The organism is Pseudomonas sputi, from assembly GCF_021603585.1.
GTDB classification, from domain to species: Bacteria; Pseudomonadota; Gammaproteobacteria; order Pseudomonadales; family Pseudomonadaceae; genus Aquipseudomonas; species Aquipseudomonas sputi.
Genome location: NZ_BQHI01000017.1, coordinates 18,750 through 44,470 on the forward strand (window position 1 = coordinate 18,750; position 25,721 = coordinate 44,470).

The following is a 25,721-nucleotide window of genomic DNA, read 5'->3' on the forward strand; positions in this document are numbered from 1 at the left end:
GAACCTTCAATCAGCAATTCCTGCGCCTGGTGCCCAGCGGGCGAAAGTTCGTCATCGGCATTCCATTCATCTGGCTGTTCCTGTTCTTCATGCTGCCGTTCTTCCTGGTGATGAAGATCAGCTTCTCGGAAGCCGCGCTGTCGATCCCGCCGTACTCGGAGATCTACACCTACGCCGAACAGAAATTCCAGCTGCTGCTGAACATCGGCAACTACACCCTGCTCGGCGAAGACGAGCTGTACCTGTCGGCCTACCTCGGTTCGCTGAAGGTCGCAGCGCTGAGCACGATGATGTGCCTGGTGATCGGCTTCCCGATGGCCTACGCGATCACCAAAGCGAGCAAGGAAACGCAAAACGTCCTGCTGCTGTTGATCATGATGCCGACCTGGACCGCGATCCTGATCCGCGTTTATGCGTGGATGGGCATCCTCAGCAACAACGGTCTGCTCAACGCGTTCCTGATGTGGACCGGGCTCACCGATCACCCGATCGAGATCCTCAACACCAACACCGCCGTCTATATAGGTGTCGTGTATGCCTATCTCCCGTTCATGGTGCTGCCGCTCTACGCCAACCTGGTGAAGCACGACGCCAGTCTGCTGGAAGCCGCGCAGGATCTGGGTTCGAGCAACTTCAACAACTTCTGGAAAATCACCGTGCCGCTGGCCAAGAACGGGATCATCGCCGGCTGCATGCTGGTGTTCATTCCGGTGGTGGGCGAGTTCGTGATCCCGGAACTGCTGGGCGGCCCGGAGACCCTGATGATCGGTCGCGTGCTGTGGCAAGAGTTCTTCAATAACCGCGACTGGCCGGTGGCGTCTGCCCTGGCGGTGGTGATGCTGTTGATCCTGATTGTGCCGATCCTGCTGTTCAACCGCAGCCAGGCCAAAGAGATGGAGGGACGGGGATGAAACGCTTCGGATTTTCAAAGTTCATGCTGATCTTCGGCCTGATGTTCATCTATCTGCCGATGCTGATCCTGGTGATCTACTCGTTCAACGCCTCCAAACTGGTGACGGTCTGGGGTGGCTGGTCGGTGAAGTGGTACGTCGGCCTCCTCGACAACACCCAACTGATGGGCTCGGTGGTGCGTTCGCTGGAAATCGCCTGCTACACCGCGATTGCCGCGGTGGCGCTGGGGACGCTGGCAGCCTTCGTGCTGACCCGTGTGACGCGCTTCAAGGGTCGCACGCTGTTCGGTGGTCTGGTGACCGCGCCGCTGGTAATGCCTGAGGTGATTACCGGCCTGTCGCTGTTGCTGCTGTTCGTGGCGATGGCGCAACTGATCGGCTGGCCGCAAGAGCGTGGCATCGTCACGATCTGGATCGCCCATACCACGTTTTGTGCCGCTTATGTGGCGGTGGTCGTCTCCGCCCGCTTGCGCGAACTGGATCTGTCGATCGAAGAAGCGGCGATGGATCTGGGCGCAAAACCGTTCAAGGTGTTTTTCCTGATCACCATCCCGATGATCGCGCCGTCGTTGGCGGCGGGCGGCATGATGTCGTTCGCGCTGTCGCTGGATGACCTGGTGCTGGCGAGTTTCGTGTCCGGGCCGGGCTCCACCACCCTGCCGATGGAAGTGTTCTCGGCGGTGCGTCTGGGCGTTAAGCCCGAGATCAACGCCGTGGCCAGCCTGATTCTGCTGGCGGTGTCGCTGGTGACCTTCCTGGTCTGGTACTTCGGCCGCAAGGCAGAAGCCAACCGCAAGCGGGCGATTCAGGAAGCGATGGATCAGACCGCCAACGAATCGTGGCAGCAACCGCGACCTCAACGAGCGGCAGCGACGGCCTAGGGCCGTCGCGTTTTACGGCTTTGCGCTTTGGCTTAAACGCTTTTGAATAAAAAGAATGGAGTTTCACCGATGAAAATGTTTGGCAGGACTCTGCTGACACTGTCCTTATTGGGCGCAATCGCCACAGGCGCCCAGGCCAACGACAAGGTGCTGCGTGTTTACAACTGGTCGGATTACATCGGCCCGGACACCGTCAAGAAGTTCGAGGACGAGACCGGCATCCGCGTGACCTACGATGTGTTCGACAGCAATGAAACCCTCGAGGCACGTTTGCTCGCGGGTAAATCCGGCTACGACATCGTGGTGCCGTCCAACAGCTTCCTGGCCAAGCAGATCAAGGCCGGGGTCTATCAGACCCTGGACAAATCGAAGCTGCCGAACTGGAAGAATCTCAACCCGGTGCTGCTGAAAAACGCCTCCGCCAGTGATCCGGACAACGCCCACGCGTTCCCGTACATGTGGGGCTCGATCGGCATCGGCTTCAACCCGGACAAGGTCAAGGAAGTCCTCGGCAAGAACGCGCCGACCAACTCCTGGGATCTGCTGTTCAAACCGGAGAGCGCCGAGAAGCTCAAGGCCTGCGGCATCAGCTTCCTCGACTCGCCGACCGAAATGCTCCCGGCCGCCCTGCACTACCTGGGCTATCCGGTGAACGACAAGGACGTGAAGCACATCGCCGAAGCCGAAGCGCTGTTCATGAAGATCCGGCCGTCGGTGGCGTACTTCCATTCGTCCAAGTACATCTCCGATCTGGCCAACGGCAACATTTGCGTGGCCGTAGGCTATTCGGGTGACGTGTTGCAGGCCAAGGCCCGCGCGGTGGAATCGGGCAACAAGGTCGAGATCGACTACAGCATTCCCAAGGAAGGTGCCGGCAGTTTCTACGACATGGTCGCCATCCCGCGCGATGCCGCCAACGTCGAGAACGCCTATCTGTTCATGAACTTCCTGATGCGCCCGGACATCATCGCCGAAGTCACCAACAGCATCGGCTACAGCAACGCCAACGAAGCGGCGACGCCGCTGGTGGACGAAGCGATCCGCAACGACCCGGGCTCGTACCCGCCGCAAGCGGTGATGGCCACGCTGTATGCGGTGCCGGATCAACCGATTGCCACGCAACGGATCATGACCCGGGGCTGGACCCGCGTAAAACTCGGCAAATAATTGAAGCTCTGTGTGATCGTTCCCACGCGGACGCGTTCGACGTGGGAACGATCAGAGTTACAAGTTTCCGTTCACGCAGCGCCTTACCACCGCTGCCCCCTGCTCTGAACGGCCTCACCTGGCTTCCTCGGTTCGGGTGAATTCAGGCGCCCTCGGGCGCCTTTTTTTGTGGGCTCAGACCAGCGGCCATTCGGCCAGCGAGCGATAACGGCCCTTGTGGGATTCGAACAACGCAAAGCGTTCAGCGCGCAGGAAAAACTCTGGCGCAGTGGCGGATTCCGGTTCCGGCGCCCGATAGTCCCGGGCCAGCGTCAGGTGCGGACGATACTCGCGCGTCGCCTCTTCAAACCCGAACGGCAACATCGCCTGCTCCAGCGCATACACCAATCGCAGCAATGCCTGCGGTGCCTGCTCCGGCGCCAGCGACAACACCCCGGTACGCCGCCAGACCTGCAAGCGATCCAGCGAAATCCTCAGCGCCTCCCCCGGTGTTCGCACCTTCGCCGCCGCCTCGCAGACCTCGCCAATCTGCGCCAACGGCACCGCGCCGAGAAACAGCAGCGTCAGGTGAAAGTTGTCCGCCGGCACCGGTTTGCCGGTACGCAAACCCAATTCGCTGCGCCACTGGGCAATCGCCTTGCGCTGCGTCGGCGGGCAGTCCAGGGCGAAGAACAGCCGCTTGAACGGTTGATCCCCGCGCGTTTCGTCCGTCATGGCCACGCTCCTTCGTTCGTCGAGATCCCTGGATTCTACACGCCCATTTCTGGCGACTCTCGGTGTGGGGTTTATAGTTCAACGATTGCCATCAACCGGAGGACGTCATGCGCGAGATCCTCAGCAAAGAACCCTGGTGGGCCCGGCCACCGAATCCCGGACAGGATGAGAGTGAACTGGAATGGGGCTGGCTGGTGCACTACAGCGAAGGAGAGCCGCGTTTCGAATTCGTGCGCGAGCGGCCGACGGACGAGCAGATCCGCAACCGCAAAGGCTGCCGGATCACCCCGTCGACGGAGTGATCCGGCAGCGCTGCATCAAGGCTCGAGAATGTCTTTGAAGCCACCAAAGATCATCCGCTGCCCATCGAACGGCATCGGATTGACGTCCGGCTGCATGCGCGGGTCTTCCATCATTTTCGCCATGCCGGCGTCGCGGGTGGCCTTGTCTGGCCAAACCAGCCAACCGGCCGATACGGTTTCGCCTTCCTTGAGTTTCACGGCCATCGGGAATGAGGTGAGCTTGCCGTCCGGCACGTCATCGCCCCAGCCCTGAATCACCTCCAGCGCGCCATATTCCTTGAACAGCTTCGCGGCGATTTCGCAGTGTTTTTTGTACTGTTCGCGGTTGGCCTTCGGCACGGGCGCCACGAACACATCGATGTAAGCCATGGTCATTCTCCTTGCAGGGTGGGTTCGGTCTGCTGAGTAGTCGACTCGTGCGGCCGCCATTCGACACGGTTGACGCCCAACCCGACCGACGGCTCGTCCCGCCCACCCAGATTGCCCTCGACCTGCGCCGCCATGTGCAGGGTGCCGGCCATCACGCCGGTGGTCGGGTTTTGCAGCAGTTTCAGCCAGGCCTTGTCGAAGGTGTTGCCCAGGCTGCTGCGGATCAAGGCTTCGCTGTCGGGGCGATCGTTGGCCTGAATGATCGCGCGGATGCCCGCCACACCGACCGAAATCAGCGCCCCGGCCAGCTTGCCCGCCGCGGCCGCCACCGCGCTGGCGGCGCCACGCGGGGCCATCTCCGCCTCCATGCGCTGACTGGCGCGCCTGGCCACTGGCGCCATGGCCGTATCGGTCGAGGCCACGCCTTTCGAGCCACCGTCGGAGTGGATCTTGTCAATCAGCGCGGCGTAGGCCGGTAGCGTGTTCAACGGTTCAGTGCTGACAATCTGGTAGAGCGACGCGTCCCGGGCTGGCGGCGGGCCGAGGGCAATGGCGGGGATTTTCTGCAACCGTCCGTTGAGTTGGGCGATAGGCACGCCGTGGCGCTGGGCGATGACCGGCATCTGCTGCGCCATCAGTTGCGCGTAGAACGCGGTGGACTGGCCGAGGATCGCATCCGGGTCGATTTCCACTGCAACCGGCGCCAGAACCTTCTCCTGATATTGCTCAAGCAGATACGTCGCCAGCCGCTTGGCCGAGGCGTCCTGCTCGCCCCCCGCGCTGATCGTGTACCAACTGACCTTCATCGACAGCCATTCCTGGGTCCAGTAGCTGCTGAACCACGGGATGAAATTCTCTTCGGTTTGCTGATAAACGCGAGTGCGCCAATGTTCCATTGAACCGCGGGCGAACACCTTGACCTGTTCGGTAGCTTGCTGCGAGGCGCTGATCAGCTCCCGGTCCACCTGGCGCCAGGTCGTGGCGGAAACAGGAACCGCGATCGGTGTCGGCGGGGCAGGAACCTGACTGGCGCACCCCGCCAACGCAAGAAGCGCGACGACAATCAACGAGCGCGGGCTCACGATAACGATGTCCCATAACACTGCCGAACACTGGGCCGGGTGTTCTCCGAGGTGCAATGTGCAGTATAGGTGCCTACAGCGGATCACCGATGTCGGTTAACGTCCGGCAGGAGTCCGTGCGCCAATAGACGACCGTGAAATACACCCAACCGATGAAGAATGAAGGCGCAACCGTCAACAGCACATTGGGCGTGTCTGCCGTCAGGTGGATGATGATCGAGACCAAACTGAACACACTGACAATCGTTAACGGCGCGATACTGCGACGGATCACAGCACTGTAGCCACTCAGCAGACTCGCCAGCCTGAACATCAGCGACAGGGCAACAAGCGTCGAGGCGTAACTGACCAGCGCCTGGACAATCGCCGCCTGCGTGACGACCCGGATACCGTGCCCGTAATTGGCAACTGCCGCCAGCGCGCCATAAAAAATGGCGGCTGGCAGTGCCGAGAGCAAGAGTGAAAGGTGAGTGACGCGCATTTCAGCGAATGATTTTGTCTTGGATGAAGACTTCGGAGTTCGGCTGTAGCAGAACCAGGCACAACACCTGATCCGAGTACCCGACATGCTTGATGAAGTGGGCATTCGTCACGTCATCACTGGACATGTCCATTTTCGGAAAAAAGTTTGGCGCGACTGAACTCTGCCCACCAGGAATAACCCCCGTATTGATGTCCAGCACCAGGTCCTTGGACAGGGCCTGAACAATCTCGACCGCCAGCGCCGACATATCCGATGGCTGAGTATCCTGTCGCAAGTCCGGATAAAGCCGTGCCGACGGCACCCTCGAAGACATGACCCGGAACATGTTGTAGACCACCGGATTATAAGTCTTGGCCACTATCAGTTCAGGCAAGCCGATCTGCTGTATGACGTTCTTCAGAAAAAACTGGTTGAGCTTCTTGAACAGCGAGGAACCGCGACATTCATCGGCAATCATCGCCGTCCACAGGTACAGAAACGATGAAGCGCCAAAGGGAATACTCTTTGCTCCAATGATTCCGACGACTTTCTCCGTCGTCGAGTCAATCGCCAGCGCCAAATGCTCATAATTGTCGAAAATCCCGGGCTGGTTGCCGAAGTACTGATTCACATCATAATCCGGCATACCCTGCTGCAGATCGGCGACGATCCTGATTTTGAAACTCTCAGGAAAGTTACGGCCAGTCATCGAGTAATCCAGATCCCAATCCGCACTACTTTTCACATCGGACATATATCAACCCTCTTCTTAAAATTTGTTATCTGGATAAAACCTGAGCGCGTGACTTTCAGACATCTGTCGGGATAGCGGAATCTTCACATAGTCACCCCGCCCCCAAAGCCTGTTCATATCGACATAGCCATTGAACTTGATGCCGGTATTGGAGGACGAGAGGATGTAACTTGAATTATCAAGATCAGAAAGGTCAGCGACCATTCTGAACGTCGCGGCGATGTTTGTATTGAACGGATTCACCGGGTCGCTGTAGTTGTATCGACCGACATTGACCGTGAAATTGTCACCGCCCACAACATTATGATTGTCGAAAAACCATGCCGCAGGGCTCTTGTGCAAAGGGACGTGTTCGGATACCGCCTGATGCGCCTGCCCCCAATGCCAGCGGCTGACCTGATCGCCGTATTTTTCCTTGATCTGACGCAGCGAAGTGACCAGGGACGCCTCCAGCACGCGCTGGCAATCCGCCGCTCCGCACCAGAATGCCTGGTCAGCCTGTTTGCTCAACAGCAGATTGAGAAACGCGTCATAGTTACGCTGATTCCAGCCAGCGGCCAGCAGCTCCTTGCCAATTTTCGGTTCCAGCAACGCCTGCGTGAAGTTCTTCACCCAATACGCTGCAATCAATGGCGCTGCGGAGTCGGGGTCGGAATCAAACTTCCACGCCTTGAGAATATTCAATTCGTTGCTGATCGCCGGAAGGTTTTCGAGCGGCGCCATCATTTTCGGCAGGAGATCGGACATCGAGGTCGAATAACGATCCAGCTGAATATCGGCAGACGTTTGCACCGTGTGCGGCGCATGCGCCTTCAACAATTGCATGATTCGATCATAACGATAAGGCAGCACCCAGTCGTGACCGAAATTGAATGCGTAATCATCCGGGACAATACGATTGTTGGCGGTTGCAATATAGCCGCTCGACGGATTGAACTGTTTGGGCTTCGCCGATTCCGGAACATAGCCTGTCCAGTCATATTTGCCTTCCCAACCTGGCGCGGGGCCCTGCCCCAAGAGGTCATTGTCCTGCCCCTTCACCGGCACCCGCCCTGCCGAAACATAGCCAATGTTGCCTTCGGTATCGCCGTAGACCATGTTCTGCGGAGGCAAGCCGAAGTCCGCAGAAGCGCTTAAAAACTGCTGCCAATTTTGCGCACGATTGATCCCCAGAATGCTGTCGAAGGTTTTGTCACGGGCGTCCAGCCCCGTCCAGGCCAGCGCGATGACCACTGATTTTTTACCTTTGAGCGCCTGTTGCGCAGCCGGGTAGATGTCACTGATGACCGGACCGTGTCGGGTGGCACGAACAGCAAGCCTGACCGGTTCCTCGCCCTTGACATTGATCGTCTCCTCAGCGATTTGAAATGGCTGCCAGGTCGAATCGGAAGCGAGGTACAGACGGGTATCGTCGGGGTTCACCTTCTCCAGATAGGCGTCCTGAACGGACGAACCGGTGTTGGTATAGCCCCACGCGATTTTCTTGTTGTGCCCGATCACAAACAGCGGCGCGCCGGCATACGTGGCGCCCACCAACGAAGATTGCGCCGTTTCGATAGAGGCCAGGTAAAACAGCGCAGGATTGGTCAGGCGCAGGTGCGGGTCGTTCGCCAGAATCGGTTTGCCTGAAGCCGTATGTTCACCGCTGATGACCCAATTGTTGGACCCCACGCCCTCGACATTCGAGGGCGGTAACTTGTCCAGCAGCGCCATTGCGGTATCGGTGACATCAAGCGTTCTGTACAGGGCCGCGTAGTCCCGGGTTTTCACGGCGGCACTTCCCGGATAAGGAGCGAACACTTCGTTGATTTGCGCGACCGTCAGATCCTTCGACAATGACAGGCGCTGCAACTGCATGCCCAGGTTTGAACTCAACGTCCATGAAAACAACAAGTGCAGCGCAACCGAGTCAGAAGGTTGCCAGTGTTTCGGCGGTGCAGAACGGGTCAGGGCAAATTCCACCGGGAGCCGGTCAGAGAACTTATCGATGAAGTAATTCACCCCGTCACTGTAGCTCTGCAGTACATCCCGCGTATCCGGATTCAACTGTTTGTAGATCGAATCCGCGGTCTTGCTGAAGCCCAGCGTTCTGGAAAACTTGTCCATCTCCAGGGTTTTCGAACCGAAGGTTTCCGAGAGCGTGCCATTGGCGTAGTTTCTGCTGAATTGCATCTGCCACAGCCGGTCCCTGGCGTGGCTATAGCCCAGCAAAAAATATGCATCCCGGTCATTCGCCGCCTTGATGTGGGGAACGGCGTTGGCATCCCAGGCAATGGTGCCTTTTTCAGAAAGTCCCTGGCTGACTTTAAGAATGCCGGTCGCAAACACATTGGACAGGGTGATGTTATGCAACACATACATCACTCCGACCAGCCCGATTCCGCAGACACCCAACGTACCGAACAGTAACGTTTTACTTATGGTTTTCATGACAAAATTCCGATCCTGAAGACTCACGCAACCCGGCGATTCTTTTCTGCGTACTTGCTGACAAAGAACACCAGTGAAACCCGTTCGCCTTGAGTGACCGACTCCACCTGATGCGGAAATTTGCAATCAGTGATGACGATGGATTGCAGCGCGGGGTGAATCGTATTCACCTGCTCGCCTTGCTCGTTAAAGATAAGGAATTCACCACCGGAAAAACCCTGGCCGAGCTGCAAAACGATCGAATACAGATAATCGGGATTACTGTCGACATCCAGATGTTTGCCAATGAAAGAGCCGTCTTTCATTCTGTTGACTTGCATCCGCCGGATATAAAACTCTTCACCGTCGAGCAGGTTCGAGACAAACTGCATCAGCTTGTCGTTGCACACCACCGAGATCATTTGATCGGCGAGCGGCTGGTTGACACGTTTGGGTCGTTCAACGTCAGTCATGAATCGAGCGACCGTGAGGTCGTTGAGTTCGTCGGCATCACCAATGAACACCCGCTCCCACGGCAGCGCCTGGCTGGCGAGGATTTTATTGATGGTGTCCCAGTCGCGCTGACTGTAAACAAACTCGCTGACAGGCGAATAAAACGAACCTTTCTGCGCCAACTCCCGCTTTGCAACTTCAACAATATTCATTTCACGTTCCTTCGTTATCAATCGATTATCAGGCAGCGGCTTCGACGGCGGCGGTTTCACGCGCCAGCCTGGTTTCAAGTTGTTGTTTATTGCTCTGGTACCAGGTGACAATCCCGAACGGATCACTTTCATTGCGGCACAAGTGATCACGCAGGATCAGGAAGCTCTCGGTCATGCTCCAGGTTTCAGTCATTGGGCCGAATCGAGAAACCAGGCCCTCATTTGCCGCTCGCTCGGGCGCGATACTCCAGAAATTCACCCCTGGACTGCGGTGATGAAAATCATGGCTGGGCAAGTCCTGCATGAAGGAAAAAACCCGCAGCGGTATATCGATAAACAACGTACCCAACCCCCACTTCACTACACGCCAGGCAAAGGCCCAACCGGTGTAGCCGATCGGGTATGGCCGACCAAAGAAGCGCCCCCAACTCAGCGACCCGTAAAAAACGTACTTTGGTAATCCGTCTGTATTCTCGGCAAACCACAGGTGTTCAGTGACATGCTGGATCCACGAAGAAAACTGCGTGATCAACAAAATCGGCAGCAGGTAATACAGAGCGAACGAAGTGAAATATCCAGACAGATAAACAGCCGTCAGCAACAGCGCCCAATAGATCGCACGACTGATTTTCTCGTGCCTGTCAGTGTTGACAAAACACACTTCAAGTCGAAATTTGATGTGCTCATATATGCGCATTGGATGAAATGGCGCGAGCACCAACTTTGTCCAGTACTCGGTTTCGCTCATGCCTTTGTAAAAACCATGGCTGGTCATGAACTGCAGATCAACATCCTTGTCGGTGCAAAACGTATTGACACTGTGGTGTTCGCCCACATGCAATTTCATGTAATTGTTCCAAGGGGTGTGCAGGATCGGCATTGACAGCACCCACTTGCAGACAAACTTTGCCAACTTCTTGTTAGCAATACCCGCACCGTGAATTGTGTAGTGAAACGTATGCAACAGCCCACGCTGACGGTTGACGACCATGCACATGAGTGGAACGGATAACGCAACCTTGGCCGCCCAGTTGAGCTCCGATTGCAGAATTTCATTACCCAATAGCACAGCGGCAAAGAACACCGCATAACCCCAGCTGATCTGAAGAAACAACTGCCACGGTTTCAACAGTGTTTCCTTGGCGGCTTTCGGAGCATTTTTATTACTCGACTTTCCGGTCACCCACGTCCAGAAGCCTTGTAAGGGCAGTTGCTCATAAGTGGCCCTGACATCAAAGCCATGACCGTATTTTGTATAGCGCGTCTTGAAAAGTTCCTGTTTCATATTGGCAGCTTCCTATCGCCTACAGATAATCCGTTTTCACATACAAAACAGCGACCGGCCCAAAGAAGGAATAAAACGGCTCCATCTTGTAATGATCAACAGCCAGGACCACAAAGTTATTGTAACTGTCGATAAATATTTTCCCCATCAGCGCATACTCGGCAGCTTGCGACAGGAAGTTATTCCAGATTAATTCGTCGCTCTGACCCGTAAACCACTTGGAATACAGCGGGCGCCTGGCTTCGAATATCTCTTTCATCTGTTCATGGTTCAGACCGCTCTGACCATAGTCGCCTGCTCGCAACCGCTGCAGAATGTCTGCATGCTGGTCATGCCAGCCCTGCTCGGTGCCACATAGTTCGAAGAAAGAACCAACGGATGCAGGGGCCGTCAACTGATTGCCAATGGTCTGCAACTGCCGATTGACCTTATCGAGAAACACCTCTCGCGCACTGGATGAACCGGCATTCCTGTTGAACGATATATATTCGAACTCACCACCGAATAACTGATGCTCCACCGTTACGCCTGCCGCCGCCGAAAAGGCAGTCAAGGCTTCATCGGTGTTGATCAGTTTGGTGCCCGCCAAACCTGGCTGATCACCCACATGCGTAAAGGTGTATCGAGGTTTGCCGTCAGCTGTGAGGTCATACGAATAATCGGGGCATACCGCACTGACGACAGTCAAAGGCTCGCCGGTCGTTTTACAGCGATGGATCTGCGCAACCGCCCCTTCAACCGCCGGCCTTGTCGGTGTCATCAACCCGCCATCGACCACAAACCGGGACAGTGCAGCGCCATATAACCCCATGTGTTCCACCGCCGCATATTTAAGTTCAAGCGTGGATTTCGCCACGTGACTATCCGATAGCAACAAAGAGGCAATCGAAGGGATACGCCCTTTGGATTTGAACACATGAATATTGGTCACGACCCGCGCCCTGCTGTTACGCAACTCGAAATCAAACTCGGAATACTTATCCTTGAGCATCATGTAAAACAGATAATTACTGACCGGGAGCGTCTTGTTACCAAATGTTTTGCGCAACGCGACATACTGACTGCGCAGATCTTCGATTTTCCCGATCAGCGATTCCGGGTCTTTCGGCACATTCAGCGCGTCATGCGGAATGCCCGAGTTGATGCACTTGAGCAGATCTCGACTCAATCTCGAATCAATATCAAGAAACATATCGCTCACCCACGTTTTGCAACGGACTCGATAGTTTGAGGAACAGACTCACGCATACTCACAGGTACTTCGTGGACGTCCTTGAATAGCAAAATGTCGACAAACCGGTTTTCTTTATTATCGGAAAATCCTTGGGGATGGAGATTTTCTTTGGGGTTTTCAAAAGTCCCGAACAACATGTCCCAAATTGGGAAGTCACTATAGTTGCATTCATGACGATCACGCTGGTGATGAACATGATGCATCTCGGGCCTCTGGAAAAAGTACCCCAGCCAGTACGGTGTACGAAGGTTGGAGTGATAGAACATTTCGCCCAACGCAGCAAACATCACATAGAACGCACCGGCTTCCACGCTAATGCCCAGCAACACGTAGGCTACAGCGCTACCCAGCATCGAGTTGAATACCATCTCGGTAGGATGCTTATAAAATGAGGTAAACACTTCAATGCGCTGTGGGGCGTGATGCATTTGATGAAAAAGGCGCCACAGGAAATTATTCGCGTGACGCCAACGATGCCACCAGTAAGTTACGAATGTATTGATAAAGTAGGCAATAAACCCTGCCAGCAACGGGCTGTAACTTTCAGAAAGATGAAACAGGCTATGGCCCTGCATCCACTTGTTCCACGAAACACCAGCAAGTAACGCCACGGCGACCTGCACAACATTGAGTGTCACGGATCGAAAAAACCAGGTGCTGACTTTCGGCAACTTCCATCCTGGAATAATTTGTTCCAGCACAAGCACCGCCAACGCCACACCTATCAGATAAACAATCATGGTGAATTCCTCAGCATTTGTTTTGTAACCACTCTGCTCACGCCCTAATAAACCGACAAGGCGCTGATCGTTTTTTCGTTAACTTCGATCCAGAAGGCCAACACTGGTTTGCCGTCGATCAGTTGCGCAGAAGATACGCGATGAACATCCACTCCCATCCGGCTGAGCAAGCGTTCGTTACCCAGCGCAGAAAAGGCGATCAGACGTTTGACGTTATGCTTATGGGCGAGCACGACAATCTGCTTCATCAGCCGGCACGTATCCAGCCAATGGCCTGCGCTCGAAGTTTCGGAACTTTCTGACTCGACGGCAAAACGGGAAAGTTCCCAGATATCGGGTGATTTGGGAAGTGGGATATCGCCCATCAACTCCGGGAAAACTTGCTCAAGCAAATAATCGCTCATGGTCGACAACAATCTTGCGCAACCAAAGACCTGGCCCTTGCCGTCCTGCGCAATTACATAGTGAGTGTCTTCACGATCAAATTCGTCATATTCAAGACCGGGCTCGCATTGCAGAGGCCACGCCATTTTTTCGACAAAGATTTTATAGCGAAAGAGACCGAGCCCAGAAATAAGCTCAGGAGTAAGTTGCTGAGATTTGCCATTTATTATATTTAACATTCCGCACCAGCTTCCAATCCAGTTACCTGAATTAGAAGTCATGGGTGCGGAACAAAATAGCTGCCCAAAAGGGCAGCTTCCCGGCGTACGGGTTCAGCCTGGGCCTGACATGGAATCGACAACGACCTTTACGGCGAGACAGCCGATCCGCCGTCCCAGCCAGCGCCCGCGTTCGCTATCGATTGGGGCGGGCATGACAGTCGCCATCTTAAACCGAGTTCGAAAAGGAATATTGATGCGGGTCATTGAAGACCGGACTGGCGAACACATCTAACCCGCCACGACCAGCATGCCAGGCGCGCCGGGATAGAGCAGTCAGCGAGCACCGCAGAGCCAGCGGGTTGCACCTTTTCATCCCAATTAGGGACAGCCCTCTTATTTCACTTCATGAATAGGTCGCTGAATTAACTTAATCCAATAGGTTGCACCAATAAATTCATGGTTGCACCTTTACCGGTCACACACTGTATTCGCGGGTCAAACTCTCGGGCAAAGTTCGCTCCAGAGGTTGGCCGGATAACCATAGAAGAATCATTTCTTGAGTGGTGTGTGCACCGAGATCATAACCGCGTGTCGAACGTAACATAATGTTGCAGCTGATCCCGCCAGGTGCTATAAAAACTTTTCCGGAAAAACTGGCTTTAAACCAAGCCCAACCAATGCTCAGTTTTGGTGCAAAGTCGTGAGATTCCCATTCACTGTAGCCGGCACATGCCACTGGCAGTCCGATTTCTTTTAGTTCGGCGGTCAAACAGGTGTCGACCCAGGCAAGCGAGGGCTGAAAAGTCACACTACTCAATTCGGCATAGGACAGACGTATCAATTGATCGGGCGCTAACGACTGCATGTGAATCACCCTGATTACTTATAGTTTTTTTATTGCCTTGATGGATTTATCCGCATCACGGCATCAACAACCCAAAACCTGGACACTCCCCTTCACACTTAAAACTCTGGCACGCAAGATGACTGATTGGCGCGAGCACTATTTATCTCTGTTCATGAACGTTACATCCAAGGAAGGATTGCTCACGCTGCTTGATTCCGTTGTTCGCTCCTTCGAGTTTGATCAATTTTCTTTCGGCATACGCTTCCCCCTACCCATTTCCAGCCCGAAATTTCACTTATCTTCCAACTACTCTCCCCAATGGGAAGACGCATACAAGAGGGAAAACTATTTCAGCGTAGACCCCACCGTCAAGCATGGTCTGACTCAGAATCGCCCCCTGTGCTGGTCGGCTGACACCTTCAAGGACGATCCACATTTCTGGGAGGACGCCAGGCACTATCAACTTTCCCATGGCTGGTGTACGCCTTCACGCGCCAAACATGACACCATCGGCATGCTCTCGATGGTCAGGTCCGCGACTCCTGTATCACTGCTGGAGCTGAATGAAAAAGAAGGCAAGCTCACCTGGATCACGCATCTGGCGCATTCCACCATGCTCAATTTCATTGCGAGTGAATACATTCCGGAAGTGGGTGCTTCATTGACAGCCAGGGAGGTGGAAACGTTGAAATGGTCGGCGACGGGTAAAACCTATTGCGAGACCGGGCTGATATTGTCCATAGACGAACGGACCGTGAAGTTTCATCTGGTCAACGCCATGCGCAAGCTGCATTCCAGCAATAAGGTGGAGGCCGCCATGAAAGCTTATGCCTTGGGAATGCTCCATTGAGTCTGTCCACTCGATATCGAATACAGCGCAGAGAAATCGTCAGGCCGCCGGCATCTGCGCCCACGGCACTTTCCGGCGGCATATCGCGCATCAGCGCTAAACGGTTATTTCTCCGACCATGTAGAGCACTGACTCACCGCTGATCAACACCCGATCTCCAGCCAACTCGCAGCGCAACTGCCCCTTGCGAGTTCCCCCTTGTTGCGCGCTCAGCACCTGTTTATCCAGCGCGTGCGCCCAGTAAGGCGCGAGAGAGGTGTGAGCCGAACCGGTGACAGGGTCTTCGTTTACCCCTACATTCGGACCGAACCAACGCGAAACAAAATCAAACGACTGACTTGCGGCGGTCACCACGACACCCCGCTTGGGCAGTCCCTTGAGTGCGGCGAAGTCCGGGGACAGCCGCTCGACAACTGCCTCATCTGAAACCACGACAATATAGTCGTCAGTGGCCAGAACGTCCGCCGTGGTCAAGCCAAGCGCTGGCAATAACGCGGGCGGAGGCTCGCAACTCACCGGCACCTTCGCCGGGAAATCCATCGTCAATCCCGCACCGTCACGCCGCACTCGAAGTTCGCCGCTGCGCGTCGAAAACCGTAACACTCTGGCGTCGTCTCCAAGCCTGTTAAAGATGACCCACGCCGCCGCCAATGTGGCATGACCGCACAAGTCAACTTCTACCTGAGGCGTGAACCACCTCAACTCATAGAGATCACCCTGTTTAACGAAGAATGCTGTTTCCGACAGGTTATTTTCAGCAGCGATCGCATATAACTTTTCGTCCGGCAACCATTCGTTCAATGGGCAAACCGCTGCGGGGTTTCCATCAAAAGGTCGAGAAGCAAAGGCATCCACTTGAAAAATAGGGATCTGCATCAATACCACTCCTGCAATAAACACCATTGACGGCAATAATAAGTACCGCCTCACTTGCAACTTTAACGAATACACGAAACCAAAATTTAAACCGTTTGCCTCAATGATGTACACCCGCCCATTCGGGCAGGGAACAAAACATTAAACAAACATCAAAAAACAGCCACCACTACTGGCCTCAACACTAACTTCCTCAAGGAAACCCGCTATCACGGCCAGACGCTGGTTAACGTTATAAGCACGCCGTGCAATCCCGACAACCGATATATTTAAACAATCCGGATTTTAACCGCCGCACTCGTTTAACCTTATGGCCAGTGGCATCATACGGCCTCAGCCAGATCGCTCACGACAGGGAGATAAAATGCTAAAGGTATTGGGCAAGGCGTCATCGATCAATGTCCGCAAGGTACTCTGGACCTGCGCAGAGCTAAAGATTGCCATTGAACGTGAAGACTGGGGATCAGGTTTCCGGGATACGCACACCCCCGAATTCATCGCATTGAATCCCAACGCAATGGTGCCGGTGATCAACGATGAGGGTTTTGTACTGTGGGAGTCGAATACGATCATTCGCTACCTGGCAAACCGCGACAACGCGTTGCACCTTTACCCCTCGTCCCCCCGACATCGGGCGCGAATCGACCAATGGATCGACTGGCAGGCTACCGACCTTAACAAGTCCTGGGGTTATGCATTCATGTCACTGGTGCGCAAGAGTGCAGCCCATCAAGACACCGATGCTTTACAGCAAGGTGTTCATCAATGGGCAGCGCACATGGCAATCCTCGAGCAACAGCTCCAGAGGACAGGCGCCTACGTCAGCGGCGACGCGTTTTCGCTGGCGGACATACCGATCGGGCTGTCAGTGAACCGTTGGTTCGAGACCCCCCTGCCGCACCCGGACTTGCCGGCAGTCAGTGCGTACTACGACCGCCTGAACTCGCGTCCGGGATTCCGTGCATTCGGCAGAAACGGCACACCCTGAGCCAAAAAGCGCAGCGCTGGTCGCGCATCGGGTAACGGTGCGCGCAGTGCACCGTCTATCCGCTGGTCAGGGCTGCGCCGGTCCAACCATCAATCCCGTCGATATTCACCATTGCGACGATTGCCTTCCGCCGACCGCTCGCCAAAGGCACGATTGACCCATCCGAAACACACACCACGAGGAGTTCACATCATGATCAGTACTGTCACCCTCGCCGTGAGTTTCCCGGTCTTCGGCAGCAACTACTACGATCAGCATCCCGTGTCGCGCAAGACCCGGGCGCTGGTGTTCGACGAAGCCTTCGAAGCGCTGTTGATGCCTGCCGCCAGCAATCATTTCAGCAATGAAGTGGTCGGCATCAACGATCAGTTCCGTTTTCTGAGCGACATTCTCGCCACCCATTTGCTGGACATCGAGGCCTCCGTGCCTGCGCGATCCAGCGTCCGGGCGAGCGCTCATTTTTAATGCCAGAGGGCGTTCCCGCAAGGGAACGCCCTCTTCGTTTCAATCAGTCATCATCCCGGTCGCGGTGATAACGACGCCCGTCGCGGCGGTCGTAGTCGCGGTCGTCCCAGCGTCGGTCATGATCGTAGTAACGGCCATGGTCGCGGTCGTAATGCCGGCCATGGCGATGGTCATCATCGAAATCCGCCACACAGCCGCCCAGCAGTACAGCGGCGGAAACGGTCAGCAGCAGGCTTGTTGCACGCATCATTCAGAATTTCCCTAAAACCAAGGTCTTGACGACGGAAATGGTCAGCGCAGCCCGCAGCGAAGAGGCACGGTGCGCGCTGCCGCAGATACGACCGGGGAAAAAGGCTTTGATTCACTGGCCACTAATGACCGTTCATCGCCCTTTCTTTCGCGTTCGGCCCGTGCCCCCAGTGGCCGACTGATGGCTCTGTCCGGGACGACAACAGGGCGAAATCCGACAAAACCTTTTCCTCCCCCCTGCGGTCACTCCTAGAACAGTACGAGACTGGCGACCACGCCGGCGTGCCCGAGCGAGTCATTTGCGACCTGCCGACCTGACAAGAGGAAGCCCAGCCATGAACGACCATCCGCCGTTGGCGATATCCCGACGCCGTTTCCTGATTCTTGGTGCCGTGACCGCAACCGCGTTCGCGATGCCCCCTTTCATCAGCCTCAAGGCCTACGCGGCCAGCCTGGAGCAACCGGCCATGGCCAAAGTGACCCTTGAAGTCAACGGCAAACCGCAGACGCTGGAGATGGACACCCGCACCACCCTGCTCGATGCGCTGCGCGAACACCTGCACCTGACCGGCAGCAAAAAGGGCTGTGACCACGGCCAGTGCGGCGCCTGCACGGTGATTGTCGACGGTCGGCGAATCAATTCATGCCTGACCCTGGCGGTGATGCAGGACGGCGCCAACGTCACCACCATCGAAGGCCTCGGCATGCCAGACCAGCTGCACCCGATGCAGGCCGCGTTCATCAAGCATGACGGCTATCAATGCGGCTACTGCACGCCGGGGCAGATCTGCTCGGCGGTGGCGGTGCTTCAGGAAATCCGCGACGGCATCCCCAGCCACGCCAGCGCCAGCCTTACCGAAGCGCCGCAACTGATCGCCAGCGAATTGCAGGAACGCATGAGCGGCAACATCTGCCGCTGCGGGGCCTACTCGAACATCATCGAAGCCATCAGCGAAGTCGCGCAGGTGCCAGCATGAGAGCGTTCAATTACAGCCGCGCCGACTCCCCTGCCGCAGCCGCCGCTCAAGCCGCACAACTCGAAGGTGCGCGCTTCATCGCTGGAGGTACCAACCTGCTGGACTTGATGAAGCTCGACATCGAAACGCCGCAGCACCTGATTGACATCAATCACTTGGGCCTCGACCAGATCGAAGCGACCGACGATGGCGGCCTGCGCATCGGCGCACGGGTGCGCAACACCGACCTGGCCGCTGACAACCGCGTCCGCAAAGACTACGCGCTACTGTCCCGCGCCTTGCTCGCCGGTGCCTCGGGCCAGTTGCGCAACATGGCAACCACCGCCGGCAATCTGCTCCAGCGCACGCGCTGCCCGTATTTCTACGACACGAATCAGGCTTGCAATAAACGCAATCCCGGCAGTGGTTGCGCGGCGATTGGCGGTGTCAGTCGGCAACTCGGCATCATCGGCGTCAGCGACGCCTGCATTGCGACCCATCCGAGTGACATGGCGATTGCGATGCGGGCGCTGGATGCCCAGGTCGAAACGATCAAGGCCGACGGCAGCACCCGACGCATCGCCATGGCCGATTTCCATCAATTGCCCGGCACCACGCCGAATGTCGAAACCTGTCTGACGCCGGGCGAGCTGATGACCGCCGTCACCCTGCCGGCACCGGTGGGCGGCACCCATGTCTATCACAAGGTGCGCGACCGCTCGTCTTACGCCTTCGCGCTGGTCTCCGTCGGCCTGATCCTGCAGAAGGATGGCAGCGGCCGCATCGCCGTCGGTGGCATCGCGCCGAAACCCTGGCGGGTCGAAGCGGCGGAAGCGCTGCTGCCGCAAGGCGCGAAAGCCGTCAGCGCGCGCCTGCTCGACGGCGCCACGCCCACTGCTGACAACCAGTTCAAAGTGACATTGGTCGAGCGCACGATTGCCTCGGTGCTGGCCCAAGCGAGGGACGAAGCATGAAATTCGACACGCCCGCCACGACCAACCCGATTGACCAGTTGAACGTCATCGGCAAGCCCACCGACCGCATCGAAGGCCCGCTGAAAACCAGCGGCCAGGCGCCTTATGCCTACGAGCAACATGAAGCGGTGAAGAATCAGGCCTATGGCGTCATGGTTGGTTCGGCCATTGCCAAGGGGCGCATCACCCGCATCGATCTGGAGGCCGCCCGCGCCGCGCCGGGCGTGCTGACCATCGTCACCGCCGCCAATGCCGGCAAGCTCGGCAAAGGCCAATACAACGCTGCGCACCTGCTGGCCGGGCCGCAAGTGCAGCACTATCACCAGGCCGTGGCGCTGGTGGTCGCCGAGACGTTCGAACAGGCACGGGCCGCTGCGCAATTGGTCAACGTCGAATACGCGCAAGACACAGGTCAATTTGATCTGGCCAGCGTGCGCGACCAGGGCGTGGAGCCAAAAGACGATCTGCCGGACGTCAAGCACGGCGATTTCGCCACCGCCTTCGCCGCCGCGCCCGTGCAGTTCGACCAGACCTACACCACGCCGGATCAGTCCCACGCGATGATGGAGCCCCACGCGACACTCGCCGCGTGGAAAGGCGATCACGTGACGCTCTGGACCTCCAACCAGATGATTGCCTGGAGCGTCGGCGACATCGCCGCCACCCTCGGCCTGCCCAAGGAAAACGTGCGGCTGATCTCGCCGTACATTGGCGGCGGTTTCGGCGGCAAGCTGTTCATTCGCGCCGACGCGATCCTCGCCGCTCTGGGTGCACGGCTGGCGAACCGTCCAGTGAAGGTCGCCCTCGCCCGTCCGCAGATCGCCAACAACACCACCCACCGTCCCGCCACCATTCAGCGGATTCGCATGGGCGCCACGGCTGACGGCAAACTTACCGCCATCGCCCATGAAGGCTGGTCGGGCAACCTCGCCGACGGCAAGGTCGAGGTTGCTGCGCAGCCGAGTCAGTTGCTCTACGCCGCAGAAAATCGTTTGGTGACCATGCGCCTGGCACCGCTGGATCTGCCGGAGGGCAACGCCATGCGCGCCCCCGGTGAAACGCCGGGGCTGATGGCACTGGAAATCGCCATGGACGAGATGGCCGAACAACTCAAACTCGATCCGATCCAGTTCCGCATCCTCAACGACACCCAGGTCGATCCGGTGAAAACCGAACGACCGTTCTCCCAGCGGCGTCTGATCGAATGCCTGCAAACCGGCGCCGAGCGTTTTGGCTGGGATAAGCGCAATGCGACGCCCGGCAGCCGTCGCGAAGGTCGCTGGCTGATCGGCATGGGCGTCGCGGCGGCGATTCGCAACAACCTGCTGGTGAAGTCCGGCGCACGGGTACGACTGGAGCGCGACGGCAAGATCACCGTTGAAACCGACATGACCGACATCGGCACCGGCAGCTACACCATCATTGGCCAGACTGCAGCGGAAATGATGGGGGTCAGCCTGGACGATGTGGTGGTGCGACTCGGCGATTCGAATTTCCCGGTGTCAGCCGGCTCCGGCGGCCAGTTCGGCGCCAATTGCTCGACCGCCGGGGTCTACGCGGCGTGCATGAAACTGCGCGAAGCGGTCGCGACCAAACTGGGCATGAACGCGGGTGAAGCGCAGTTTGTCGACGGCCACGTGCGGCTGGGCAGCCAGAACGTGCCGCTGCGTGACGCCGCGCAACACGCCGCGATCGAAGTCGAGGACAGCATCGAATTCGCCGACCTCGCCAAGCAGTACCAGCAATCGACCTTCGGCGCGCACTTCGTCGAAGTCGCCGTCGATGCCGCCACCGGCGAAGTCCGCGTGCGGCGCATGCTCGCGGTGTGCGCCGCCGGGCGGATTCTCAATCCGAAATCAGCCCGCAGCCAGGTGATCGGCGCGATGACCATGGGTGTAGGCGCGGCCTTGATGGAAGAGCTCGCGGTGGACAAACGCCAGGGCTTTTTCGTCAACCATGACCTGGCCGGCTACGAAGTGCCGGTGCATGCCGACATCCCGCATCAGGAAGTGATTTTCCTCGATGAAACCGACCCGATCTCATCGCCGATGAAAGCCAAGGGGGTCGGTGAACTGGGGATTTGCGGCGTGAGTGCGGCGGTGGCGAATGCGATCTACAACGCCACGGGCGCGCGGGTGCGGGAGTACCCGATTACGCTGGACAAGATTCTGGATGCACTGCCGCCGATGATCTGATACCGGTCGCGCACCAGCATGGGGGGCGAGTGCGCGACTCACTCCCGGGCGATGACTAACCCACCAACGCAATCAACTGCTGACGCTGCGCATCGGTCAGCATCAACCCGAAACCGGCGCCGGCATTGTCGGCCATGTACAACGGGTTGCTGGTGCCGGGAATCACACAAGTTACCGCGGGATGCGCCAGCAGAAACTTCAGTGCCAGTTGCGGCCAGCTTCTGGCCCCGACTTGCGCCGCCCAACCCGGCAGCGGTTTGCCCTTGAGCCGTGCGAGCAGGTCGCCGCCGCCGAACGGCCGGTTGCAGATCACCGCCACCCCGCGTTCGCGGCACAGCGGCAGGATACGTTTCTCGACCCCGCGATCATCCAGGGCGTAGTTGATTTGCAGGAAATCCAGCGGCTCGGCCTTGAGCACCGCTTCGACTTCGTCATAGGCCGATGGCGTGTAGTGGGTGATGCCGATGTAGCGGATGCGGCCCTGCTCTTTCCAGTCGCGCAGGGTCGGCAGGTGGGTTGGCCAGTCCAGCAGGTTGTGGATCTGCATCAGGTCGATGCGTTCGGTGCGCAGCAGGCTGAACGACTGCTCCATCTGCGCGATGCCCTCCTCGCGGCCACGGGTCCAGACCTTGGTTGCCAGGAACGCCGGTGAGCGCGGTTCGTGGATCGACAGCAATTCACCGGTGGTTTGCTCGGCGCGGCCGTACATGGGCGAACTGTCGATTACCGTGCCGCCCTTTTTGAACAGCTCGCCGAGCACCGCCGGCAATTGCTTGTAGACCGGATCGCCAGGGGCGACGTCGAAACCGCGATAAGTGCCCAACCCCACCAGCGGCAGTGGCTCGGAGCTCGAAGGGATGGCGCGGGTCTGCATGGTCTGGGCTCCTGTGGCGTTCGGCGACGTAATGGCGGCCAGCGCCCGGTCAAAGGTGAAAACCGCTGACACCCCGGCTGCCAGTGTCAGCAACCGGCGGCGGGAATATCCCTCAGTGTGGTTCATGCTGGCGCCCTTGCCCTGTGGATCTGTTGCACCTTGTGTTTTGATGCAGCCCAACCAAACCGTTGGTCTACACTGCGACAGCCAACCTGCGCGCCCGGTTAACGTTAGTCGAATGTCCAGAACCCTGTTGTCAGTCGTCGCATCGATTGTTGCCGTGTACCTGATCCTGTGCGCGGCGCTGTTCGTGTTTCAGCGGGCGCTGATCTATTTTCCTCAGCCCGCCAGTCTGGATTCTCCGGACACACGGATGACGCTGGCCATGCCCGACGCCGAGATCCGCGTGACGGTGCGCGAGCGCGCCGGGCCCCGAGCGCTGATCTATTTCGGCGGCAATGCCGAGGACGTTTCGCGCAATCTGCCGGAGTTTTCCGCGGCGTTTCCTGACTATTCGTTGTATTTGCTGCACTACCGGGGATTTGGCGGCAGCGGCGGCTCGCCCTCCGAAGCGGCGATCGCCGAGGATGCGCTGGCGCTGTTCGATCAGGTGTATGCCAGCCATCCGCAGATTGCGCTGCTGGGGCGTAGCCTCGGTTCCGGAGTTGCGGTGCGGCTGGCCAGTCAACGGCCGGTGGAACGGCTGATTCTGGTCACGCCCTACAACAGCCTCGAAGAAATCGCCGCCCGGCAGTACCCGTGGGTGCCGGTGCAGTGGTTGCTCAAGGATCGTTTCCAGTCCGGCCAGTACGCGACGCACATCCGCGTGCCGACGCTGTTGCTGGCGGCAAGCGATGACGAGGTGATTCCACGGGCCAGCACCGAGCGCTTGCTGCACCGTTTTCCCGACGGTGTGGCCACGCTCAGAGTAGTGGCGGATTCGGCACACAATTCGATTTCCGAACGGCCGCAATATCTGCAATGGATGCAGGACGTATTGAATCGCTGAGCACTTCGTCGGCAGCCGTAGAAACCCGGCGCCGCCTCGTGAACCAAGTGCAAAAAGGCCAGTCCTACCCGCGCCGCGTTCTGCGGTTCACTTTCCTTCAGCCATGTCTTTGTTCAGAGCTTTGCGTCCCATGCGCCACGCCGTTCGTTCGTCTCGCTTCGTTTCGCTGTGCCTGTTGATCCTTTCTCCCCTGCTCGCCCCCTCTGCCCACGCCGGCGCCGAGCGGCAACTGGTGGCCGCCATCAACGACTACCGCGCCCATCCGCAACGGTGTGACCGACGCCCGGCCCAACGGCTGGCGCCGCTGACGCTGAAGTCGAACCTGGCGTTGCCGGTCGGCTATGGCTACGGCGGTGGATTGCGCGAACGCTTGAAAGATTCCGGCTATGCCGCCGTGGCGGTGCGCAGCATCCGGATCGTCGGCGCGCAGGATGCCGAAGAGGCGTTCGATAGGCTGCAAGACGATTACTGCGGCGCATTGCTCGACGGTCAATACGCCGACATCGGCATCAGCCGCGCCCGCAATGAATGGCAAGTGGTGCTGGCCCGGCCGGTGCTCGACAGCCGCATCGGCGACAACCGCAGCGTCGGCAAGGCCTTGCTCGCCGAGGTCAACGCCGCCCGCGCCCGTCCGCGCATGTGCGGCCGCCAGCGCTTCGCCGCCGCCCGCCCCCTGCGCTGGAACCCGGCACTCGGCGCCGCCGCTCAGGGCCACAGTAAGGCCATGGCCTACGGCAACTATTTCGCCCACCGCGACCCGGACGGCGACGGCCCGGCAGATCGCGCCCGGGCGGCCGGCTACCGTGGCCGGCAGATCGGCGAAAACATCGCCGCCGGGCAAAGCTCACCGGGCAAGGCCATGGCCGGCTGGCTGGCCAGCCCCGGACACTGCGCCAACCTGATGAACCCGATGTTCACCCAGGTCGGCGCCGGGTTTGCGAGCGAGGCGCGCAGTGATGAAGGGGTTTACTGGACGATGCTGTTCGGGGCGCCTTGATCCGGTTCCTTCCGAAAACGTCGAAAAGCGCTGCAAGTCGCAACTCGATGTCGGATCGTCAGACCGGAGAAATCGTGGCAAGGACGCCGATCATGATGGTCAACACAAGAAAGCCGCCGAGGAAAATCGCCATCTTAGCCATGAAGGCCTCCTGAATACTGAATGTCCGGCGCACCGGGCGCTCCGGAATGAAGCGCGTCGCGTATGGCCGAACGGCAGGGCTATTTTGGGCGCTTGGCTGAGATGGTTACAGATGCAGATTCGACAGGAAAAAGCGGATCAGATGAATTGGGCTGGCGCATGGGTCGACATTCAGATCGGTACAGAGGGTTCCCATTGCGCCGCTTTGATCTAGAGTCATGGGCGCCGCGCAAAGAACAACAAAAATTCCAGGAGTGAAACCATGTCCGACCTGAACCTGCACCCCAACGCCGCCGTATCCCTGAACCGCTGGCACGAGATGATCCGCACCGGCAACCTCAAGGCTCTGCCCGAGCTGCTCGATCCCAAGGCGGTGTTCCGCTCGCCCATGGCCCACACCCCCTACCCCGGCGCACCGGTGGTCGCGATGATCCTCAATACCGTGTTCGAGGTGTTTGAAGACTTCAAATACCACCGTGAACTGGTGACGGCCGATGGCCTGAATGTGGTGCTGGAGTTCAGCGCCAAAGTGGGGGCGAAAGAGCTCAAGGGCATCGACATGATCCGGTTCGATGAACAGGGCAAGATCGTCGAGTTCGAGGTGATGGTGCGGCCGCTCAGCGGGTTGCAGGCGTTGGGTGAAGAGATGGGACGGCGGCTTGGTGCCTATCTAGCGGCCGCCAAGGCCTGAATTCCGGACACAAAAAAGCCCACTGACC

28 protein-coding genes are annotated in these 25,721 nt (G+C 57.9%); 13 read left to right on the top strand and 15 right to left on the bottom strand.

Annotated elements, in window-relative coordinates; all coding sequences use genetic code 11:
- Positions 1–29 precede the first annotated feature (29 nt).
- The 3 genes from L6D81_RS20605 (at position 30) to L6D81_RS20615 (ending at position 2,959) form a co-directional block, all read left to right on the top strand.
- Positions 30–911 (top strand): ABC transporter permease subunit, encoded by an 882-nt coding sequence (locus L6D81_RS20605; protein ID WP_373874323.1) that lies wholly within the window; start codon positions 30–32, stop codon positions 909–911.
- The gene (locus L6D81_RS20610) at positions 908–1,792 is read left to right on the top strand and encodes an ABC transporter permease subunit (protein WP_236181695.1); all 885 of its coding nucleotides are present in this window, start codon (positions 908–910) and stop codon (positions 1,790–1,792) included. The genes L6D81_RS20605 and L6D81_RS20610 overlap by 4 nt, the downstream gene beginning before the upstream one ends.
- 69 nt (positions 1,793–1,861) lie before the next feature.
- Positions 1,862–2,959: a polyamine ABC transporter substrate-binding protein gene (locus L6D81_RS20615; protein WP_236181696.1), complete on the top strand. Its 1,098-nt coding sequence runs from the start codon at positions 1,862–1,864 to the stop codon at positions 2,957–2,959.
- A 174-nt stretch (positions 2,960–3,133) separates the two neighbouring features.
- Here the strand turns inward: L6D81_RS20615 and thpR are convergent, their stop codons facing one another.
- Positions 3,134–3,673 carry an RNA 2',3'-cyclic phosphodiesterase gene (gene thpR / locus L6D81_RS20620; protein ID WP_236181697.1) on the bottom strand — a complete coding sequence of 180 codons (540 nt, stop codon included), beginning with the start codon at positions 3,671–3,673 and terminating at the stop codon, positions 3,134–3,136.
- A 107-nt stretch (positions 3,674–3,780) separates the two neighbouring features.
- Between thpR and L6D81_RS20625 the strand changes: the two genes are divergently transcribed.
- Entirely contained in the window at positions 3,781–3,975 is a 195-nt protein-coding gene (locus L6D81_RS20625) for a hypothetical protein (protein WP_236181698.1), read from the top strand.
- Between the two features lie 15 nt (positions 3,976–3,990).
- Here the strand turns inward: L6D81_RS20625 and L6D81_RS20630 are convergent, their stop codons facing one another.
- The 11 genes from L6D81_RS20630 to L6D81_RS20680 all read right to left on the bottom strand — a co-directional run bounded on the left by L6D81_RS20630 (position 3,991) and on the right by L6D81_RS20680 (position 14,446).
- Positions 3,991–4,344, bottom strand: a complete 354-nt coding sequence (locus L6D81_RS20630; protein ID WP_236181699.1) for a DUF1428 domain-containing protein — start codon at positions 4,342–4,344, stop codon at positions 3,991–3,993.
- 2 nt (positions 4,345–4,346) lie between these two features.
- Positions 4,347–5,426 carry a hypothetical protein gene (locus L6D81_RS20635; RefSeq protein WP_236181700.1) on the bottom strand — a complete coding sequence of 360 codons (1,080 nt, stop codon included), beginning with the start codon at positions 5,424–5,426 and terminating at the stop codon, positions 4,347–4,349.
- Between the two features lie 73 nt (positions 5,427–5,499).
- Positions 5,500–5,907 carry a hypothetical protein gene (locus L6D81_RS20640; protein ID WP_236181701.1) on the bottom strand — a complete coding sequence of 136 codons (408 nt, stop codon included), beginning with the start codon at positions 5,905–5,907 and terminating at the stop codon, positions 5,500–5,502.
- Position 5,908: 1 nt separating this feature from the next.
- A complete protein-coding gene (locus L6D81_RS20645) occupies positions 5,909–6,643 on the bottom strand; it encodes a hypothetical protein (protein ID WP_236181702.1) in 735 nt (244 codons plus the stop codon).
- A 15-nt stretch (positions 6,644–6,658) separates the two neighbouring features.
- Entirely contained in the window at positions 6,659–9,073 is a 2,415-nt protein-coding gene (locus L6D81_RS20650; RefSeq protein WP_236181703.1) for a penicillin acylase family protein, read from the bottom strand.
- Positions 9,074–9,096: 23 nt separating this feature from the next.
- Positions 9,097–9,717 carry a 2OG-Fe(II) oxygenase gene (locus tag L6D81_RS20655; protein WP_236181704.1) on the bottom strand — a complete coding sequence of 207 codons (621 nt, stop codon included), beginning with the start codon at positions 9,715–9,717 and terminating at the stop codon, positions 9,097–9,099.
- Positions 9,718–9,745: 28 nt separating this feature from the next.
- Entirely contained in the window at positions 9,746–11,002 is a 1,257-nt protein-coding gene (locus L6D81_RS20660) for a hypothetical protein (RefSeq protein ID WP_236181705.1), read from the bottom strand.
- Between the two features lie 19 nt (positions 11,003–11,021).
- On the bottom strand, positions 11,022–12,194 hold the full coding sequence (locus tag L6D81_RS20665; protein WP_236181706.1) for a hypothetical protein: 1,173 nt from the start codon (positions 12,192–12,194) through the stop codon (positions 11,022–11,024).
- Positions 12,195–12,199: 5 nt separating this feature from the next.
- The gene (locus L6D81_RS20670; protein WP_236181707.1) at positions 12,200–12,976 is read right to left on the bottom strand and encodes a sterol desaturase family protein; all 777 of its coding nucleotides are present in this window, start codon (positions 12,974–12,976) and stop codon (positions 12,200–12,202) included.
- Between the two features lie 44 nt (positions 12,977–13,020).
- Entirely contained in the window at positions 13,021–13,641 is a 621-nt protein-coding gene (locus L6D81_RS20675) for an acyl-homoserine-lactone synthase (RefSeq protein WP_236181708.1), read from the bottom strand.
- Positions 13,642–14,056: 415 nt separating this feature from the next.
- Entirely contained in the window at positions 14,057–14,446 is a 390-nt protein-coding gene (locus tag L6D81_RS20680; protein WP_236181709.1) for a DUF4902 domain-containing protein, read from the bottom strand.
- Between the two features lie 118 nt (positions 14,447–14,564).
- Here L6D81_RS20680 and L6D81_RS20685 point away from each other — a divergent pair, with 118 nt between their 5' ends.
- Positions 14,565–15,278, top strand: a complete 714-nt coding sequence (locus L6D81_RS20685; RefSeq protein WP_236181710.1) for an autoinducer binding domain-containing protein — start codon at positions 14,565–14,567, stop codon at positions 15,276–15,278.
- A 96-nt stretch (positions 15,279–15,374) separates the two neighbouring features.
- Here L6D81_RS20685 and L6D81_RS20690 read toward each other — a convergent pair whose 3' ends face one another.
- Complete coding sequence (locus L6D81_RS20690; RefSeq protein WP_236181771.1) at positions 15,375–16,154, bottom strand: PhzF family phenazine biosynthesis protein; 780 nt, start codon at positions 16,152–16,154, stop codon at positions 15,375–15,377.
- Positions 16,155–16,518: 364 nt separating this feature from the next.
- Here L6D81_RS20690 and L6D81_RS20695 point away from each other — a divergent pair, with 364 nt between their 5' ends.
- Positions 16,519–17,142 carry a glutathione S-transferase family protein gene (locus tag L6D81_RS20695; protein WP_236181711.1) on the top strand — a complete coding sequence of 208 codons (624 nt, stop codon included), beginning with the start codon at positions 16,519–16,521 and terminating at the stop codon, positions 17,140–17,142.
- 192 nt (positions 17,143–17,334) lie between these two features.
- Positions 17,335–17,607 carry a hypothetical protein gene (locus L6D81_RS20700; protein WP_236181712.1) on the top strand — a complete coding sequence of 91 codons (273 nt, stop codon included), beginning with the start codon at positions 17,335–17,337 and terminating at the stop codon, positions 17,605–17,607.
- Between the two features lie 43 nt (positions 17,608–17,650).
- Here L6D81_RS20700 and L6D81_RS20705 read toward each other — a convergent pair whose 3' ends face one another.
- Complete coding sequence (locus L6D81_RS20705; protein WP_236181713.1) at positions 17,651–17,857, bottom strand: hypothetical protein; 207 nt, start codon at positions 17,855–17,857, stop codon at positions 17,651–17,653.
- Between the two features lie 334 nt (positions 17,858–18,191).
- Between L6D81_RS20705 and paoA the strand changes: the two genes are divergently transcribed.
- Genes paoA through paoC form a run of 3 tightly spaced genes read left to right on the top strand, consistent with a single transcriptional unit; the run spans position 18,192 to position 21,981 of the window.
- Positions 18,192–18,833 carry an aldehyde dehydrogenase iron-sulfur subunit PaoA gene (gene paoA, locus L6D81_RS20710; protein ID WP_236181714.1) on the top strand — a complete coding sequence of 214 codons (642 nt, stop codon included), beginning with the start codon at positions 18,192–18,194 and terminating at the stop codon, positions 18,831–18,833.
- On the top strand, positions 18,830–19,786 hold the full coding sequence (locus L6D81_RS20715; protein WP_236181715.1) for an FAD binding domain-containing protein: 957 nt from the start codon (positions 18,830–18,832) through the stop codon (positions 19,784–19,786). Before paoA ends, L6D81_RS20715 begins: the two co-directional genes overlap by 4 nt.
- Positions 19,783–21,981: an aldehyde oxidoreductase molybdenum-binding subunit PaoC gene (paoC, locus tag L6D81_RS20720; RefSeq protein ID WP_236181716.1), complete on the top strand. Its 2,199-nt coding sequence runs from the start codon at positions 19,783–19,785 to the stop codon at positions 21,979–21,981. Before L6D81_RS20715 ends, paoC begins: the two co-directional genes overlap by 4 nt.
- A gap of 55 nt (positions 21,982–22,036) precedes the next feature.
- Here the strand turns inward: paoC and L6D81_RS20725 are convergent, their stop codons facing one another.
- Complete coding sequence (locus L6D81_RS20725) at positions 22,037–22,981, bottom strand: aldo/keto reductase (protein ID WP_236181717.1); 945 nt, start codon at positions 22,979–22,981, stop codon at positions 22,037–22,039.
- Positions 22,982–23,093: 112 nt separating this feature from the next.
- On the opposite strand from L6D81_RS20725, the gene L6D81_RS20730 reads away from it, so the two are divergent.
- The 3 genes from L6D81_RS20730 to L6D81_RS20740 all read left to right on the top strand — a co-directional run bounded on the left by L6D81_RS20730 (position 23,094) and on the right by L6D81_RS20740 (position 25,693).
- On the top strand, positions 23,094–23,864 hold the full coding sequence (locus tag L6D81_RS20730) for an alpha/beta hydrolase (RefSeq protein WP_236181718.1): 771 nt from the start codon (positions 23,094–23,096) through the stop codon (positions 23,862–23,864).
- Between the two features lie 130 nt (positions 23,865–23,994).
- Positions 23,995–24,861, top strand: a complete 867-nt coding sequence (locus L6D81_RS20735; protein WP_236181719.1) for a CAP domain-containing protein — start codon at positions 23,995–23,997, stop codon at positions 24,859–24,861.
- A 403-nt stretch (positions 24,862–25,264) separates the two neighbouring features.
- Entirely contained in the window at positions 25,265–25,693 is a 429-nt protein-coding gene (locus L6D81_RS20740; protein WP_236181720.1) for a nuclear transport factor 2 family protein, read from the top strand.
- The last annotated feature ends 28 nt before the right edge of the window (positions 25,694–25,721 follow it).

Excerpts from the sequence above, each read along its gene's own strand:
- paoA (WP_236181714.1), top strand. The coding sequence starts at position 18,192 with ATGAACGACCATCCGCCGTTGGCGATATCCCGACGCCGTTTCCTGATT.
- L6D81_RS20740 (WP_236181720.1), top strand. The coding sequence starts at position 25,265 with ATGTCCGACCTGAACCTGCACCCCAACGCCGCCGTATCCCTGAACCGC.
- L6D81_RS20610 (WP_236181695.1), top strand. The coding sequence starts at position 908 with ATGAAACGCTTCGGATTTTCAAAGTTCATGCTGATCTTCGGCCTGATG.
- L6D81_RS20695 (WP_236181711.1), top strand. The coding sequence starts at position 16,519 with ATGCTAAAGGTATTGGGCAAGGCGTCATCGATCAATGTCCGCAAGGTA.
- L6D81_RS20730 (WP_236181718.1), top strand. The coding sequence starts at position 23,094 with ATGTCCAGAACCCTGTTGTCAGTCGTCGCATCGATTGTTGCCGTGTAC.
- L6D81_RS20650 (WP_236181703.1), bottom strand. The coding sequence starts at position 9,073 with ATGAAAACCATAAGTAAAACGTTACTGTTCGGTACGTTGGGTGTCTGC.
- L6D81_RS20625 (WP_236181698.1), top strand. The coding sequence starts at position 3,781 with ATGCGCGAGATCCTCAGCAAAGAACCCTGGTGGGCCCGGCCACCGAAT.
- L6D81_RS20655 (WP_236181704.1), bottom strand. The coding sequence starts at position 9,717 with ATGAATATTGTTGAAGTTGCAAAGCGGGAGTTGGCGCAGAAAGGTTCG.
- L6D81_RS20660 (WP_236181705.1), bottom strand. The coding sequence starts at position 11,002 with ATGAAACAGGAACTTTTCAAGACGCGCTATACAAAATACGGTCATGGC.
- L6D81_RS20715 (WP_236181715.1), top strand. The coding sequence starts at position 18,830 with ATGAGAGCGTTCAATTACAGCCGCGCCGACTCCCCTGCCGCAGCCGCC.
- L6D81_RS20690 (WP_236181771.1), bottom strand. The coding sequence starts at position 16,154 with ATGCAGATCCCTATTTTTCAAGTGGATGCCTTTGCTTCTCGACCTTTT.
- L6D81_RS20615 (WP_236181696.1), top strand. The coding sequence starts at position 1,862 with ATGAAAATGTTTGGCAGGACTCTGCTGACACTGTCCTTATTGGGCGCA.
- L6D81_RS20665 (WP_236181706.1), bottom strand. The coding sequence starts at position 12,194 with ATGTTTCTTGATATTGATTCGAGATTGAGTCGAGATCTGCTCAAGTGC.
- L6D81_RS20725 (WP_236181717.1), bottom strand. The coding sequence starts at position 22,981 with ATGAACCACACTGAGGGATATTCCCGCCGCCGGTTGCTGACACTGGCA.
- L6D81_RS20705 (WP_236181713.1), bottom strand. The coding sequence starts at position 17,857 with ATGATGCGTGCAACAAGCCTGCTGCTGACCGTTTCCGCCGCTGTACTG.
- L6D81_RS20675 (WP_236181708.1), bottom strand. The coding sequence starts at position 13,641 with ATGACTTCTAATTCAGGTAACTGGATTGGAAGCTGGTGCGGAATGTTA.
- L6D81_RS20645 (WP_236181702.1), bottom strand. The coding sequence starts at position 6,643 with ATGTCCGATGTGAAAAGTAGTGCGGATTGGGATCTGGATTACTCGATG.
- thpR (WP_236181697.1), bottom strand. The coding sequence starts at position 3,673 with ATGACGGACGAAACGCGCGGGGATCAACCGTTCAAGCGGCTGTTCTTC.
- paoC (WP_236181716.1), top strand. The coding sequence starts at position 19,783 with ATGAAATTCGACACGCCCGCCACGACCAACCCGATTGACCAGTTGAAC.
- L6D81_RS20630 (WP_236181699.1), bottom strand. The coding sequence starts at position 4,344 with ATGGCTTACATCGATGTGTTCGTGGCGCCCGTGCCGAAGGCCAACCGC.
- L6D81_RS20700 (WP_236181712.1), top strand. The coding sequence starts at position 17,335 with ATGATCAGTACTGTCACCCTCGCCGTGAGTTTCCCGGTCTTCGGCAGC.
- L6D81_RS20640 (WP_236181701.1), bottom strand. The coding sequence starts at position 5,907 with ATGCGCGTCACTCACCTTTCACTCTTGCTCTCGGCACTGCCAGCCGCC.
- L6D81_RS20685 (WP_236181710.1), top strand. The coding sequence starts at position 14,565 with ATGACTGATTGGCGCGAGCACTATTTATCTCTGTTCATGAACGTTACA.
- L6D81_RS20735 (WP_236181719.1), top strand. The coding sequence starts at position 23,995 with ATGCGCCACGCCGTTCGTTCGTCTCGCTTCGTTTCGCTGTGCCTGTTG.
- L6D81_RS20670 (WP_236181707.1), bottom strand. The coding sequence starts at position 12,976 with ATGATTGTTTATCTGATAGGTGTGGCGTTGGCGGTGCTTGTGCTGGAA.
- L6D81_RS20680 (WP_236181709.1), bottom strand. The coding sequence starts at position 14,446 with ATGCAGTCGTTAGCGCCCGATCAATTGATACGTCTGTCCTATGCCGAA.